12 protein-coding genes are annotated in these 15379 nt (G+C 68.1%); all 12 read left to right on the top strand.

All coding sequences use genetic code 11. From position 1 onward, the window contains the following. Positions 1–4: 4 nt before the first annotated feature. The 12 genes from V3328_RS00795 (at position 5) to V3328_RS00850 (ending at position 15366) form a co-directional block, all read left to right on the top strand. The gene (locus V3328_RS00795; protein ID WP_340327731.1) at positions 5–1936 is read left to right on the top strand and encodes a TRAP transporter permease; all 1932 of its coding nucleotides are present in this window, start codon (positions 5–7) and stop codon (positions 1934–1936) included. Next, positions 1929–4265, top strand: a complete 2337-nt coding sequence (locus V3328_RS00800; protein ID WP_340327732.1) for a xanthine dehydrogenase family protein molybdopterin-binding subunit — start codon at positions 1929–1931, stop codon at positions 4263–4265. Before V3328_RS00795 ends, V3328_RS00800 begins: the two co-directional genes overlap by 8 nt. Further along, a complete protein-coding gene (locus V3328_RS00805) occupies positions 4258–6624 on the top strand; it encodes a xanthine dehydrogenase family protein molybdopterin-binding subunit (RefSeq protein WP_340327733.1) in 2367 nt (788 codons plus the stop codon). Before V3328_RS00800 ends, V3328_RS00805 begins: the two co-directional genes overlap by 8 nt. Beyond that, the gene (locus V3328_RS00810) at positions 6621–7379 is read left to right on the top strand and encodes a class II aldolase/adducin family protein (RefSeq protein ID WP_340327734.1); all 759 of its coding nucleotides are present in this window, start codon (positions 6621–6623) and stop codon (positions 7377–7379) included. Before V3328_RS00805 ends, V3328_RS00810 begins: the two co-directional genes overlap by 4 nt. After that, positions 7376–8257: an FAD binding domain-containing protein gene (locus tag V3328_RS00815; RefSeq protein ID WP_340327735.1), complete on the top strand. Its 882-nt coding sequence runs from the start codon at positions 7376–7378 to the stop codon at positions 8255–8257. Before V3328_RS00810 ends, V3328_RS00815 begins: the two co-directional genes overlap by 4 nt. Positions 8258–8264: 7 nt before the next feature. Then, positions 8265–8756, top strand: a complete 492-nt coding sequence (locus V3328_RS00820; RefSeq protein ID WP_340327736.1) for a (2Fe-2S)-binding protein — start codon at positions 8265–8267, stop codon at positions 8754–8756. A gap of 15 nt (positions 8757–8771) precedes the next feature. Continuing rightward, positions 8772–9674, top strand: coding sequence for a polysaccharide deacetylase family protein (locus V3328_RS00825; protein ID WP_340327737.1), 903 nt, complete (start codon positions 8772–8774; stop codon positions 9672–9674). 29 nt (positions 9675–9703) lie between these two features. After that, positions 9704–10915: an MFS transporter gene (locus tag V3328_RS00830; protein ID WP_340327738.1), complete on the top strand. Its 1212-nt coding sequence runs from the start codon at positions 9704–9706 to the stop codon at positions 10913–10915. 32 nt (positions 10916–10947) lie between these two features. Beyond that, positions 10948–11958 carry an asparaginase gene (locus V3328_RS00835; RefSeq protein WP_340327739.1) on the top strand — a complete coding sequence of 337 codons (1011 nt, stop codon included), beginning with the start codon at positions 10948–10950 and terminating at the stop codon, positions 11956–11958. Positions 11959–12125: 167 nt separating this feature from the next. Continuing rightward, the gene (tcuA, locus tag V3328_RS00840) at positions 12126–13523 is read left to right on the top strand and encodes an FAD-dependent tricarballylate dehydrogenase TcuA (protein ID WP_340327740.1); all 1398 of its coding nucleotides are present in this window, start codon (positions 12126–12128) and stop codon (positions 13521–13523) included. Continuing rightward, positions 13510–14655: a tricarballylate utilization 4Fe-4S protein TcuB gene (gene tcuB, locus V3328_RS00845; RefSeq protein ID WP_340327741.1), complete on the top strand. Its 1146-nt coding sequence runs from the start codon at positions 13510–13512 to the stop codon at positions 14653–14655. Before tcuA ends, tcuB begins: the two co-directional genes overlap by 14 nt. Before the next feature lie 36 nt (positions 14656–14691). Beyond that, on the top strand, positions 14692–15366 hold the full coding sequence (locus V3328_RS00850) for a GntR family transcriptional regulator (RefSeq protein WP_340327742.1): 675 nt from the start codon (positions 14692–14694) through the stop codon (positions 15364–15366). Positions 15367–15379 lie beyond the last annotated feature (13 nt).

Consider the following 15379-nt stretch of genomic DNA (forward strand, 5'->3'; position numbering starts at 1 on the left):
GGTCATGGTGAAGTTCGCCCGTTTGGCGGTCACGACGGGGGTGCGCAGGAAGCTGGACGGTCGGCTTGGCCAGATCGTCAAGCTGTTCGCCGTCGCGACGGCCGCCTACACCATCTACGCCGCGACCCTGTCGACCTGGGACGTCCTGGCGCGCACGATCGTCTTCCTGACGCTGATGCTGACGATGCTGTTTCTCGTCGTCGGCGCACGCGAGAACTCTAATGCGGACAGGCCGTCCGACTTCGACCTCGCCCTGTCGGGACTGAGCCTTGCCTGTCTGATCTTCTTTGCCATCGAGATGGATGCGATCGCCCAGCGGATCACCCTGTTCGATCCGCTCACGCCGGCATACTGGTTCTTCGGCTACCTCTTGCTGTTCCTGGCCGTGGAAGCCGCGCGACGGACCGTCGGGATCGGCCTCACCGCCATCGTCCTGATCATCGTCGCCTACAACCTGTGGGGCCACAATTTCGACGGGCCGCTCAGGCACGGCTACATCAGCTTCGGGCATTTCCTCGACATCTCCGTCTTCACCACCGACGGCATCTTCGGAGTTCCCGTCCAGGTCACGGCGACCTACGCCTTCCTGTTCGTGATGTTCGGCACGTTGCTGGAGCGGGCCGGCGGCGGGCAGTTCTTCTTCGACCTGGCGGCATCGCTGACCGGCAGGCGGCCGGGCGGTCCGGCCAAGGTGGCCGTCTTCTCCTCCGGCCTGTTCGGCATGATGTCGGGCAGCCCCACGGCGGACGTGGTGACCACGGGGTCGGTGACCATCCCGGTGATGCGCAGGCTCGGCTACAGCCCGACGCTCGCCGGCGGAGTCGAGGTCGCCGCTTCGACCGGCGGCAGCATCCTTCCGCCGGTCATGGGCGCGGCCGTGTTCATCATGGCCGAGTACACCGGCATCTCCTATCTCGAGATCGTGGTGGCGAGCATCATTCCCGCCATCCTGTACTATCTGTGCGTGTTCCTGCAGGTCGACTTCAGGTCCCGCAAGCTCGGGCTGCTGGGCCTCGACGAGAGCCAGTTGCCGAGCATCGCGGCGACCATACGCACAGGCTGGCTGTTCACCCTGCCGCTGGTGGCGCTGACCGTGGCGCTGCTCCAGCACTACACCCCGACATATGTCGCGCTGTTCGGGCTGATCACGATCCTGGCGATATGGGTCGTGCGGTGGCGGACGTTCTCGCTGCGGTCGCTGTATGACGGGATCGCCCAGACGACTATCAGCATGGTGGCGGTGACCGGCGCCTGCGCGGCGGCGGGAATGGTGATCGGCGGCATCACGATGACGGGCCTCGCCGGCAAGGTCTCGGAACTGCTGATCCTCATAGGCGGCGCCAACATCGTCCTGACGCTGCTGATCTGCGCGGGGATGACGATCCTGCTCGGCATGGGAATGCCTACGCCTGCGGCGTATGCTCTCGCCGCCGCCCTGCTGGCCCCGACGCTCGTCGGCGACTACGGCTTCTCGGTGATGCAGGCGAACCTGTTCCTGCTCTACTTCTCCGTGCTCTCGGCGATGACGCCGCCGGTGGCGGTCGCGGCCTATGCCGCTTCCGCGATCGCGGACGCGAATCCGATCTCGATCGCGGCGGCGGCCTGCCGGCTCGCCGTCGCCGCCTTCGTGCTGCCGTTCGCCTTCATGTTCGACCCGGGCATCCTGCTGCTCGACACGGTACCGGCGATCGTGCTGGCGGTGCTGACCACGGCAACGGCCGTCGTGCTGATCTCCGTTGCCGCGGAAGGATTCTTCCGCGAGAAGGTCGGCACACCGGCACGCATTGCGCTTGCGGCGTGTGCGCTGGCCCTGCTGGGCCCGAACGTGGAGCTTATTCTGGCCGGTCTCGTCGTCGGCGCGATCGGCATAGTCATGGCCTATCGCGACCACATGTCGGCGCGGTCGGAGAGCGTGCGGAGGTCGACAGTTGGCTGAACGTGTCGCGCAGGCGTCCCGGCGGGCCGGCCGCTACATCGGCCGGCCGGTCACCCGCCTCGAGGATCCACCGCTGGTCACCGGGCGCGCCCGCTTCGTCGGCGACGTCAACTTCCCGAGGCAGCTGCACGCCCGGATCGTCCGCTCGTCGCATGCCAAGGGCCGCATCGTCTCGATCGACGCCGATGAGGCCCGCGCGGTGCCCGGCGTGGTGGCCGTGTGGACGGCCGCGGATATGGCGGACGTCCCCAACATTCCGTTCCGCGCCACTGCCATCAAGGGCCTGACGCCGTATACCCAGCCGCCGCTGGCGCGCGACTACGTGCGCTTCGTGGGAGAGCCTGTCGCCGTCGTAATCGCCGACGACGCCTATGTCGCCGAGGATGCCGCAGAACTGGTCTTCGCCGACATCGAGGAGCTGGATCCCTATCTTGACGCGACGGCGGATCCCGGCGAGTTCGCCCCCGGCCTCGGCTGCGAGCCGGTGGTGATCGAGAAGGGCTACGGCGACACCGACGCGGCGTTCGATGCAGCGCACGCGGTCGTCGAACTCGAGCTGTCGACCGGCCGGCACTCCGCCGTGCCGATGGAACCGAGGGGACTGCTCGCCCGCTTCGATGAATCGCGCGGCGTGCTCGAACTGTACGGGGCGGCAAAGCGCCCGCACTGGAACCGCGACCAGCTCGCCGAACTGTTCTCCATGAGCCCGGCCGACATCGAGCTGTTCGAGAACAGCGTCGGCGGCGGCTTCGGGGTTCGCGGCGAGCTCTATCCCGAGGACCTCATCCTGTGCCACGCGGCGCTGACGCTCCGGCGGCCGGTGAAGTGGATCGAGGATCGCCGCGAGCACCTGCTGTCGGCCAACCAGTCGCGCGAGCAGACGCACCGTATCCGGGCCGCCGTCGACGCGGAGGGGCGCATCCTGGCGATCGACGAGTGCCTGTTCCACGACCAGGGCGCCTATGTGCGCACGCATGGCGCGCGCGTCGCCGACATGACGATCGGGCTGCTGCTCGGCCCCTACCGCGTCCCTGCCTACAGGGCGCGGGCCCACTACCGGCTGACCAACAAGACGCCGGCCGCGACCTATCGGGCGCCGGGCCGCTTCGAGGGCACCTTCGTCCGCGAGCGGCTGATCGAGGCGATCGGCCGGAATCTGGGCATAGACGCCCTGCAGGTCCGCCGCGTGAACCTGCTGGCCAGCTCCGACATGCCGTACGAGCGCGGGCTGAGCGCGCTTGAGACCGAGGTGGTCCTCGATTCCGGCGACTACGAAGGCCTGCTCGACAAGGCGCTCGACTTCGTCGGCTGGAACGATCTGCAGGACGAGGCGGAACGTCGCCGGGCCGCCGGCGAGGCGGTCGGCGTCGGTCTGGGCATGTTCGTCGAGAAGAGCGGCCTCGGCCCCTCCGAGGTGGTGGACGTCTCCGTCCAAACCGACGGCTCGGTCCGCGTCGTGACCGGCGCGGCCTCGGTCGGCCAGGGCATGGAAACCGTCATCGCACAGATCTGCGCGGAGACGCTCGGCGTCGACTACCGCCGCATCCGGGTGCTGCACGGCGACACCAACCTCATTCCCTTCGGCTTCGGCGCCCATGCCTCGCGGGTCACCGTCATGACGGGCGAGGCGGCGCGGCGGGCCTGCGAGACGGTGCGCGACAAGGCCCTCGACCTGGCGGCCGAGCTGCTGCAGATGGACAGGGACAAGCTCTCCATAGAGGAGGGCACGGTCGGCGCATCGGAGGGCGAGGGGCCGTCGATCTCGCTCGGCGAACTGGCGCGCAACCTGACGCCCGCGTCCACCGTGCGCGGCGACCGCGAGCCGGGCCTGTCGGCGACCGGCTGGTTCCACAACAAGCACATGAACTATCCCTACGGCATCCACGTCGCCAAGGTCCGCGTCGACCGCGAGACGGGCCACGTCGAGGTCGAGAGGTATGCCGTCATCTATGACATCGGCCGGGCCGTCAATCCGGCCCTGGTCGAGGGGCAGATCGTCGGCGGCCTGGCGCAGGGGCTCGGCGGCGCGCTGTACGAGGAGTTCGTCTACGACGACACCGGGCAGCCGCTCTCGGTGACGCTCGCCGACTACCAGATGGTGACGGCCACCGAAATGCCCCCGGTCGACGTGCTGATCCTCGAGGATGCGCCGAGCCCGCTCAATCCGCTCGGCATCAAGGGGGCGGGCGAAGCCGGAGTGAATGCGGCCGGCGCGGCGATCGCTTCAGCGGTCGACGACGCGCTGCAGATGCCCGGCCTGGTGCGTCGCCTGCCGATCACGCCGCAGTCCCTGCGCAAGCAGCTTCTGACGGAGAACGCGGGTGAGTAACGAAGCGGAGACGAAGGTCTTCGGACGTCGCGTCCGGCGGCTCGAGGACAGGGCCCTCGTCACCGGCAAGGGCCGGTATCTCGACGACATCCAGCCGGCCGGTTGCCTTGCGGCAGCCTTCGTGCGCAGCCCGCACGCCCACGCAGCGATCCAGTCCATCGACGCGAGCGAGGCGCTGGAGATGCCGGGCGTGCGCGGCGTCTACACGATGGAGGACCTGGCCCCGTTCCTGACCGGCCGACGGCTGGTCGTCGGGCTTCCGAGCGCCGCGATCAGGCTGCAGGTCGACCGCCCCGTGCTGGCCGACGGAGAGGTCGTGCATGTCGGCGAGCCGATCGCGATCGTGATCGCCGACACCCGCTCGCAGGCCGAGGATGCGGCCGAGGCGTTGTTCGTCGATTTCGACCCGCTGCCGGTCGTTTCCGACTGCAGGGACGCACTGCGCGACGGCGCGCCGACGGTTCATCGCGACGGGCCGCACAATTGCCTGGCGACGTTCGGCTTCTCCTTCGGCGATGTCGACGCCGCCTTCTCCACCGCGACCCACACGGTCAGCGGCACCTACGAGGTCCATCGCGGCGGCGCCCATTCGATCGAAGGGCGCGGTGTCGTCGCCATGCCCGATCCGGTTCCCGACCGATCGACCGACCGGCTGCTGGTATGGAGCTCGACGCAGACGCCGCTGGCGCTGAAGAAGGTGCTCTGCCAGCTCCTCGACCGCGACGACGACGGTGTGAGGGTACACACCCCGGACCTCGGCGGCGGGTTCGGGCCGAAGCTCGTCACCTATCCCGAGGAGGTGGCGGTCGCCGCCGTCGCATCGATGATCGCCAGGCCCGTCAAGTGGGTGGAGGACCGGCAGGAGCATTTCGTCGCCACCGCGCAGGAGCGCGACCAGGTCTGGGACATGGCGATGGCGGTCGACGCGGAGGGGCGCATCCTCGGCATCCGCGGGACGCTGCTCCACGATCACGGCGCCTACACCGCCCGCGGTCTCAACATCGCCTACGGCTCCGGCGTGACGGTGCCGCTGCCCTACAATGTCGGTGCCTACGGGATCGACATCTCCGTTGTGCTGACCAACAAGGTGCCGACGGCGCCGATCCGCGGTGCCGGCCAGCCGCAGGCCGCCTTCGTCATGGAGCGGCTGCTCGACAAGGCCGCCGCCGCCGTCGGTATCGACCGGGCCGAGATCCGCCGGCGCAACCTGGTGCGCGCCGACCAGATGCCCTGCGAGAAGCCGCTCAAGCTGAGGGGCGGCGGCAACATCGTTCTGGACAGCGGCGACTATCCCGCCACGATGGAAAGTGCGCTGAAGCGGGTCGACTGGGACGGATTCGCCGCGCGCCGGCAGGCGTCGCGCGAAAAGGGCCTGCTGCGCGGCATCGGGCTTGCCAACTACGTCGAGGGCACCGGCCGGGGTCCCTACGAAAGCGTCAAGGTCGAGATCAGCCGCAACGGGCGGATCCAGGCGACGACGGGCGCCGCGGCCATGGGCCAGGGCACCGAGACGATGATCGCCCAGATCGTCGCCGAACAGCTCGGCGGCGAGCTCTCGCTCGTCTCTGTACGGACCGGCGACACCGACAATCCGCTCGGCTTCGGCGGGTTCAATTCGCGCCAGACCGTCGTCGCCGGCGCCTCGGCGCACGCGGCCGCCATCAAGGTGCGCGACAGCATGCTGAAGCTGGCCGGTCACTTGCTGGAGACGAGCCCGGACGATCTCGAGGTTCTGCCCGGCCGCGTCGCGCTCAAGGGGGTCGGCGATCGTCATGTCACCTTCGCCGATCTCGCCAGTGCGTCCCTGGGCCTGCCGGGATATCCGCTGCCGGGTATCGAGACACCGGGCCTGTCGGCCCGCGAAAGCGTGGTGATCAACGACATGGCCTACACCAACGGCACCGCCGTCGCCGAGGTCGAAGTCGACCCGGACACGGGCTCGGTCGAGGTGCTGGACTTCACCTTCGCGCACGATTGCGGACGCATGGTCAATCCGGACCTCGTCGACGGCCAGATCGTCGGCGCCGTCGCGCACGGACTGGGAAACGCGCTGTTCGAGCACATGCTGTTCGACCAGGAAGCGCAGCCGCTTACGACGACATTCGCGGACTATCTGATGGTGACTGCAGCCGAGATGCCGACGGTCGAGATCCTCCACACGGAATCGCCGAGCCCCCTAAACGCGCTCGGCGTCAAGGGCGTGGGAGAGTCCGGCGTCATCCCGATTACGCCGGCGGTCGCCTCGGCAATCGACGACGCGCTGTCGGAATTCGGCGTGCACATCGCCCGGGCGCCGGTCTCACCGCAGGCGGTGCGGGCCGAGATCCTGCAAGCCCAGAGCGGGGGGCAGGCCTCGTGAGCGATCGCGCTTCGCCTGCCGCCGGTCTCGACGATCTCGTCGCCGCCCACCGCATCCTCGTGCGCGAAGGCGTGCTCGATGCGTTCGGCCACGTGAGCCTGCGCGATCCTCAGGAACCCGACAGCTTCTGGCTGGCCTCCGCGTTGCCGCCGAGCGTGGTGGGCCGCCGCGACATGATCCGTTTCGGCATCGACGGCGAGCCGCGCGAGCAGGTCGACTTGCCGTTGTTCGCCGAGCGCTTCATCCACTCGGCGATCTATGCCGCCAGGCCGGACGTCCAGTCGATCTGCCACCATCACGCCCCGTCGATCCTGCCGTTCTGCCTGTCGGACACGCCGCTGGTCGCGGTCAGCCAGACCGGCGCCTTCATCGGCGAGCGGGCGCCGATCTGGGACAGCGCACGGGAGTTCGGTCCGACGCGGATGGTCGTCGACACGCCCGCCCAGGCCGCGTCACTTGCCGGCGCGCTGGGAGGCCAATCGCTGGTCCTGATGCGCGGCCACGGCGCGACGGTTGCCGGACGCTCGGTAAAGGACGTGGTGTTCAAGTCGATCTACGCCTGCCGCGACGCGGACTTCCAGCGCGCGGCACTTGCAATGGGGCCGGTCACACCCCTGTCGGCCGGAGAGATTGCATTGGGCAGGACACCGGGAGATCCGGCGCTGGAGCGCTGCTGGATCCATTGGAACGCGGTCGCCGGACCGGAAGGCGGCGGGCCCGGACACAAGGACAAGAAAGAAGGACAAGAGCCATGAAGGCGGCACCCTTCACGCTGCACCGGCCGGCTACGGTCGAGGAGGCGGTCTCCCTGATGGCGCGATATGCCGAGGACGGCGGACTTGTGCTCGCCGGCGGCCAGAGCCTGACGCCGATGATGGCGCTTCGGGTCGCCTATCCGCCGCATCTCGTCGACATCAACAACGTCGCCGGCCTCGATTCCCTGACCGCCGGCGAGGGATATTTCGGCATCGGCGCGACGGTGCGCCATGCGCGCTTCCACCGCCCGGTGCCGGAGGCCGGGAGACTGGGCGAGGTGCTGGCGACGGTCGTGAGGCACATCGCCCACTATCCGATCCGCCAGCGCGGCACGTTCTGCGGCAGCCTCGCCCACGCGGATCCAGCCTCCGAATGGTGTCTCGTCGCCGCCACCCTCGATGCCGACCTCCGCCTCGTCGGCGAAGGCGGCGAGCGGCTCGTGCCGGTATCCGAATTCATCGACGGCGCCATGTCGACGGTACGCGAGCCCGAAGAGATTCTCGTCGAGGCGCGTCTGCCGCTGCTGGCAAAGGAAGTCCGCTTCGGCTTCTACGAGTTCAACCGCCGCGCCGGCGACTTCGCGCTCGGCATGGCACTCGTCGTCTACGACCTCGACGGCGGAGTCATGCGGAACGTGCGCGTCGGCCTCGGCGGCATCGAGGAGAAGGCGCGGCGGATAGGCGTCGCCGAAGCCGCCCTCGAAGGCCAGGCGGCCTCGGCGGAGGCTTTCGCTGCGGCGGCGGCGGCAACCGTCGACGATGTCGAGGCAATGGAAGACGCGACGACGTCGCAAGCCTACCGGCGCGATCTGTCCGGCGTCGTCGTGCGCCGGGCTCTGGAAGCCAGCCTCGACACGGACACACGCGGAACCGAGTGAGCGATCAATGGACAAGCAATCCCTGCAACTGACCGTCAACGGCGAAGCCCACGACATCCGCGTCGAGCACCGCAAGACGCTGGCCGACGCCATACGCGACGACTGCGGCCTCACCGGAACGCATGTCGGCTGCGAGCACGGGGTGTGCGGCGCCTGCACCGTGATGGTGGACAGCCGGCCGGTGCGCTCCTGCCTCATGTTTGCGCACCAGGCGGCGGGATGCGATATCCGCACTGTGGAATCGCTCGCCGACGGCGACGACCTGCATCCGCTGCAGCAGGCCTTCATCGACAATCATGCGCTGCAATGCGGATTCTGCACGCCGGGGTTCCTGATGCTGGTGGCCGGAGCCTATGAGAACGATCCCGACATCGAGGATTCCGAACTGGTCGAGCTGCTCTCCTCCAATCTGTGCCGCTGCACCGGCTACCAGAACATCATCAAGGCGGTGCGTTCGGTCTCCGGGCAGCTGAAGGCCAGGACGACCGAGAAAGCCTAGGATCAGGAGGTCGCCATGGCGCTGATCGAGTTGAAGACCCACGACCGGTATCCCTACAGCCCGATCCCGGAACGGCCGGATTTCAGCTGGCCCGACGGCAAGCGGCTGGCGGTCTGCGTCTGCAACAACATCGAGGTGTTCAGCTTCCTGTCCGGCCTGGGCAGCGACAGCGCCTCCCTGACGGCGCCTCAGACGACGCGCAACTATGCGTGGCGGGACTACGGCAACCGGGTCGGGCAATGGTACCTGTTCGATCTGCTCGACGAATACGGCCTGCCGGCCTCGCACAATTTCAACTCCCTGCTGTTCGACGCCTGCCCGCAGATCGCCGACCGGATCATCGCCCGCGGCGACGAGTTCGTCGGCCACGGCCGTACCAATGCCGAACGCCAGGACGTTCTCGACGAGGCCGGCGAGCGTGCCCTCATCGCGGAATCCACCAGGGCGATCGCCGACTACTCCGGCACGCCGCCCCAGGGCTGGCTCGGGCCCTACCTGGCGCAGACGCCGGCCACGCTCGATCTGTTGAAGGAGGCAGGCTATCGCTACGTTCTGGATTGGCCGGCCGACGACCAGCCCTTCTGGATGCGCACCCGGTCGGGTCCGCTGCTGTCGGTTCCCTATTCGATCGAACTCAACGATTCCCCCTCGATGGTGTTCCGCCAGGAAAGCGCCATGTCGTTCGAGCGGATGATCGTCGACCAGTTCGACGAGATGCTGCTGCAGTCGCGCAAACATTCGTTAGTGTTCACGGTGGTACTCCATCCCTTCGTGATCGGTATCCCGTTCCGGCTCCGCGCCCTTCGCCGGGCGCTCGCCCACATCATGGGGCACCGGCAGGATATCTGGGTCGCGACACCGGGGCAGGTTGCCGAGCACTACGCGCAAGTCATGCCTCCGCCGCAGGATGGTGCGTAGGCTGGGAGCATGTTCGAGGAAGAGGTGAGGTGGCTTCGGCGCAATGGTCGTTGCCGATGCCGTCCCTGAGGCTGCTGCCGGCGCCGCTGCTGGCGGTGAACCTGTCCGCGTTCTTCAGCCTCGGCCTGCTGCAGATGGTCGCCATGGCGACGCCGATGTGGGGCAGCCATCTCGGCCTGTCGGCGGCGCTGATCGGGCTGGCGGCGGGCTGCCGCTCTATTTCCCCGTTCGTCTACGCCATCCATATCGGGTCGCTGCTGGATATCGTCGGGGTGCGGCGGCTGCTGATCTTCTTTTCGCTGCAGTGCGCGGTGCTGCCGCTGCTGTATCCGCTGCTGCCCGCGAACGGGCCGTTCCTGATCCTGCAGGTGTTCCTCGGTCTGGCATCCGCGACCGCCTGGATCGCTTCCCAGACGGCGATCGCCCGGACCGCCGGCGGCGATGCGCGAAAAACCGGCTGGTTCTCCTTCTTCGCGTCGGCGGGGACGGTGATCGGCCCGCTGGCGCTCGGATTGATATGGTCGTGGCTTGGACCAAACAGCGGATACTACCTGATGGCCGCGTGGGGCGGGGCCATGTTCGCCGTGAGCCTCACCATTCCGGCCCGCAAGGACATCGTCCGCCCGAAGCTGCGTTTCGGCCACTTCATCCCGCGATTCCGGATCTACGCACTGGCGATCGCCAGCCTGAAGCGGCCGGTCATGGCGTTCGTGATGGCCTGCACGTTCATCCGGCTCGGCGGGGTCGGGATGGTCGAATCGTTCTTCCCGGTGCTGGTCCAGGAGCGCGGGCTTTCGGCGGCAACCGTCGGCATACTGTTCGCGATCGGCAATTTCGCCGGATCGCCGTCCTCGCTGCTGGCCAACCGGTGGGTGCTGATCTGCGGCTCCGCGCGCATGGCGCTGATCCTCAGCGTTGCCGTGTCGACGGCATGTCTCGTCGCCGTTCCGTTCCTGTCGCAGGTGTGGCTGTTGACGGTCGCCATGGCCGGCTACGGGTTCGGCGTCGGCATCTCGATGCCGGTGATCTTCGCGCTGCTCTCGCAGGACGTGGCACCGGAACAGCAGGGCATGACGGCAGGCATCCGTACGACCGCGAACCGGCTCGCCGCGTTCGTCGTGCCGGTCGCGGTCGGGCTGCTCGCCGAGTTCGCCGGCGTCTCGACGGCCTTCTGGATGGCGGGGCTCGTGCTTCTGGTGGCGCTGTTCGGTATCGCCGCCACGGTCGGCCGGCGCATTTGAGTTCGGGCCGACGAAGGAAACGGAGGTAGAGGATGGCGCACGGCTTGAAGCCGAAGATCGCGGTGATCGGCTGCGGCGGCACGATCTCGACAATCGCCGAGCATCCGCTGGACTTCATCGAATATCCCGAGACCGGCAGGAAGATGGAGACTGCCGAAGTCGTCGAGCGGATGGGTGACCTCGCCGCGTTCGTGGAGCTCGAGCCGGTCCGGTTCCGCGCCGTCGGCAGCAGCGCGGTCGGTCCGACCGAATGGCTCGAACTCACCAGGATGATCGACGCCTATCCCGTCGCACGGCCGGACATCGACGGCGTGGTCATCCTGCACGGAACGGCGACCCTCGAGGAAACCGCCTATTTCCTCAATCTGGCCTTGTCGACGTCGTTGCCGGTGGTGCTGGTGGGCGCGCAGCGGCCGTTCAACGCCGCGAGTTCAGATGCTCAGGTCAACCTGATCTCCGCCCTGCGGACCGTGATCGATCCCAAGGTCGCCGGCTGCGGCGTTCTGGTCGTCCTGAACGACGAGATCCATCAGGCCCGTGACGTCACCAAGACCTCGACCTATCGGCTCAACGCATTCGTCAGTCCGGGAGCGGGACCGATCGGTGTGGTCGACGCCGATCGCGTGACGGTCAACCGGCGCCCGGTTCGCGCGAATACCCGGGAAACGCCCTTCAGGATCGAGGCGGAGGTGGCGACGTTGCCGCGGGTGGATATCGCCTATGCCTACGCGGGAGCCGATGCGGTGGCCGTGCGGGCCCTGATCGAAGCCGGGGCGCAAGGCATCGTCTCTGCGGGCTTCGCGCCAGGCATGCCCACTCCGGGCGAGCGCGCGGCACTGGAAGAGGCGGCGCGCAGCGGCGTCGCGGTGGTCCAGGCGACCCGCGTCGGCTCCGGCCGGGTCGCGCGGCGCTCGTATCTCCGCGACCGCGGCTGGATCGCCGCGGGCGATCTCAATCCGCAGAAGGCGCGGATCCTGCTGATGCTGGCCCTCTCCGTGACCCGCGACGTCGAGGCGATACAGGGCTTCTTCGACTCGTACTAGCCGGCTGCAAACCGGCTGGCGCCCGCGAATGAAGATCGAACCTCGATATTCGTTGCGCACGCCGGTTGCATGCGATTGTATACATCTGTATGCATTTCGGCAGGCCGCGTCTCTGGCGACCCTGAACGGTCGGCCCCGGTGCGGCGCCAGATCAATCCGAGACGTCGATGAAACCGAGCGCAACATCCTATGACGTGCTTGTCGCCGGAGGCGGCAATGCCGCGCTGTGTGCCGCCATCACCGCGGCGCGCGCCGGCGCGCGCGTCATCGTCGTCGAAAAGGCGGACAAGGACGCGCGCGGTGGAAACACCCGCCATACGCGCAACATGCGGGTCGCTCACGACGAGGGCAACGGCATCCTGACCGGTCCCTACCACTCCGAGGAATATCTCGACGACCTGAAGCGCGTCACCAAGGGCAACTCCGACTGGGAACTCGCGGAACTCGCGATCGAGAAGTCGAAGGAGCTCTGGGATTTCCTGGAGGCGCAGGGCGTCCGGTTCCAGCCGTCGCTCGGCGGCACGCTGTCGCTCGGCCGCACCAACGCCTTCTTCCTGGGCGGCGGGCGCTCCATGCTGAACGCGCTCTATCGCGCGGCGGAGGATCTCGGCGTGGAAGTCCTCTACGAAACCGAGGTGGTCGACGTGGAGATCGCCGACGGCTTCTTCACCGGTGCGACCCTGTCCGACGCGCAGGGACGGTTTCCGCTGTCGGCCCGCGCCTTCGTCGCCGCGGCCGGCGGCTTCGAGGCCAACATCGAGTGGCTGAAGGAGGCCTGGGGCCCGGCGGCGGAGAACTTCCTGATCCGCGGAACGCCGAACAATACCGGCACGCTGTTGAGGCTGCTGATGGACAAGGGCGTGGAGATTACCGGCGACCCGCAGCAGTGCCATGCCGTGGCGATCGACGGCCGCGCGCCGAAGTTCGACGGCGGCATCGTCACGCGGCTCGACTGCGTCCCGTTCGGCGTCGTCCTGAACGCCGACGGCGAGCGGTTCTACGACGAGGGCGAGGATTTCTGGCCGAAGCGCTACGCCATCTGGGGACGGCTCGTGGCCGCCCAGCCCGACCAGATCGGCCACGTGCTGATCGATTCGAAGGCGATCAACCTGTTCATGCCGTCGGTCTTCCCGCCGGCCCGCGCCGATACGCTGGAGGAACTCGCCGAAACCGTGGGGCTCGATCCCGCGGCGACGCGCCGGACGGTCGACGCCTTCAACGCCGCCTGCGTCCCCGGCAGCTTCGACCACACGGTCCATGACGACTGCCGGACCGAGGGTCTGACGCCGCCGAAGAGCCACTGGGCACGCCCGATCGACACCCCGCCGTTCTACGCCTATTCGCTGCGGCCCGGCATCACCTTCACGTATCTCAGCGTACGGGTGAACGCCGAAGGCCGGATCCTCATGGCGGACGGACGGCCCTCCGCGAACATGTTCGCCGCCGGCGAGATCATGGCGGGAAACGTGCTCGGTGAAGGGTACCTGGCGGGAATCGGCATGATGATCGGCAGCGTGTTCGGGCGCATCGCCGGCAAGGGAGCCGCAAGCTATGTCCGCAATTGATCTCGCCGCGCTGGCCAGTGCCGATCAGCAGGAGGTGCAGCGGCAGATGGGCGTCTGCAACGCTTGCCGCTACTGCGAGGGACTGTGCGCGGTGTTCCCGGCGATGGAACTCCGTCGGACCTTCACGGCCGGAGACGTCGATTACCTCTCCAACCTCTGCCACAACTGCGGCGCCTGCTACTACGACTGCCAGTACGCGCCGCCGCATCCCTTCGCGATCAACGTGCCGGTGGCGATGGCCAACCTGCGCGAGGAGACCTATGCGCGCTACGTCTGGCCGTCCGCCCTGGCGCCAGTCTTCGAGCGCAACGGATTGTGGGTGGCGATTGCGTCTGCGGTGGGCGTTGCGGCATTCATCGGCGGGGCGATGCTGCTGAACGACCCCGGCGTCTTCTTCGGGGTCCACGTCGGCGAGGGGGCGTTCTACCGGATCATGCCCCACAATGTGATGGTGGCGCTGTTTGGCACCGTGTTCGTCTACGCCATGGCTGCCATAGCCGTGGGGGTGGTGCGGTTCTGGAATGCCGCCGGTCCGGTCACGGGTCTGTCGATGCGGTCGCTCTGGCAGGCGATGCACGACGCCGGCAGCCTGCGCTATCTCGACGGCGGGGGCATGGGCTGCATGAACGAAAGCGAGCGGCCCGAAGACCGGCGCAAGCTCTACCACCACCTTACGTTCTACGGCTTTGCGCTGTGCTTCGCCTCGACGGCGAGCGGCACGGTATTCCACTATTTCGGCTGGGAGGCCCCGTATCCTCTCTGGCACCCCACGGTGCTGCTCGGGCTCGTCGGGGGTCTCGGCCTCGTCGTCGGGCCGATCGGCCTGCTCGCTGCGAAGTCCCGCCGCGACGGTCGGATCGAGGCGCGTTCCAGCGGGATGGGAACCGCGTTCATCTGGATGCTGCTGCTCACCAGCGTCACCGGCCTTGCGCTGCTGGCGCTGCGTGCGACCCCGCTCATGGGGCTGCTGCTTGCCGTGCACCTGGGCGTGGTGTTTGCTTTGTTCCTCTCCTTTCCCTATGGCAAGTTCGTGCACGGGTTCTATCGCTTCGCGGCCCTGGTGCGGCACGCCCACGAGCAGCGCGCCGCGGGCCATGTTCCCGCAGCGAAGGACCTGCCGAAGGCGGCGTGACGACGCGCGCCTGCCCGGTCGACAGGAAACCGGCCCATGACGGGTGACGCCACGATCCCGGACGCCGCAGCGAGACCCCGCGACGGGCACGAGGCCTACTCCTCGCGGGCGGAGTTCGTCTACCGGACGATCCTGAACGACATCAAGGCCGGCCGCCTCGCCCCGGGAGAGCGCCTGCGCGAGGTCGAACTTGCCGATCGTCTCGCCGTCAGCCGGACGCCGATCCGCGAGGCGATCCGCCGGCTGGCGGAAAACGGTCTGGTGTCTCACGGAACCGGCGGCGGCCTCGCCGTCGCGGTGCTGGACCTGGCCCAGATGAAGGAGCTGTACGACGTCCGCGCGGTGCTGGAAGGTGCGGCCGCCGGCTTCGCCGCCCAGCACGCCTCGGGCGACGACGTGGAGCGGATGCGGATTCTGGCGGAGCGCTGCCGCGACGCGTCGACGTCCGAAGAGGCGGCTGCCTGCAACGAGGATCTTCATCGGATCCTGCACGCGGCCTCCCACAACCGTTACCTGACAATGCTGCAGGCACAGTTCTCCAACTGGCTCGCGCTCTTGTCGGGGACGACCTTCTCGCGGCCGGGCCGGGGCGCCACGGCCTATCAGGAACACTGCCGGATCATCGACGCGATCGCGGCGCGCGACGGACAGGCCGCACAGGATGCGGCGATTGCCCATATCCGCAGCGCCTACCGCATCCGGATAGGCTGAGCCGCGGGGCGCC

This window comes from Microbaculum marinum, from assembly GCF_037855135.1.
Lineage (GTDB): Bacteria > Pseudomonadota > Alphaproteobacteria > Rhizobiales > Tepidamorphaceae > Microbaculum > Microbaculum marinum.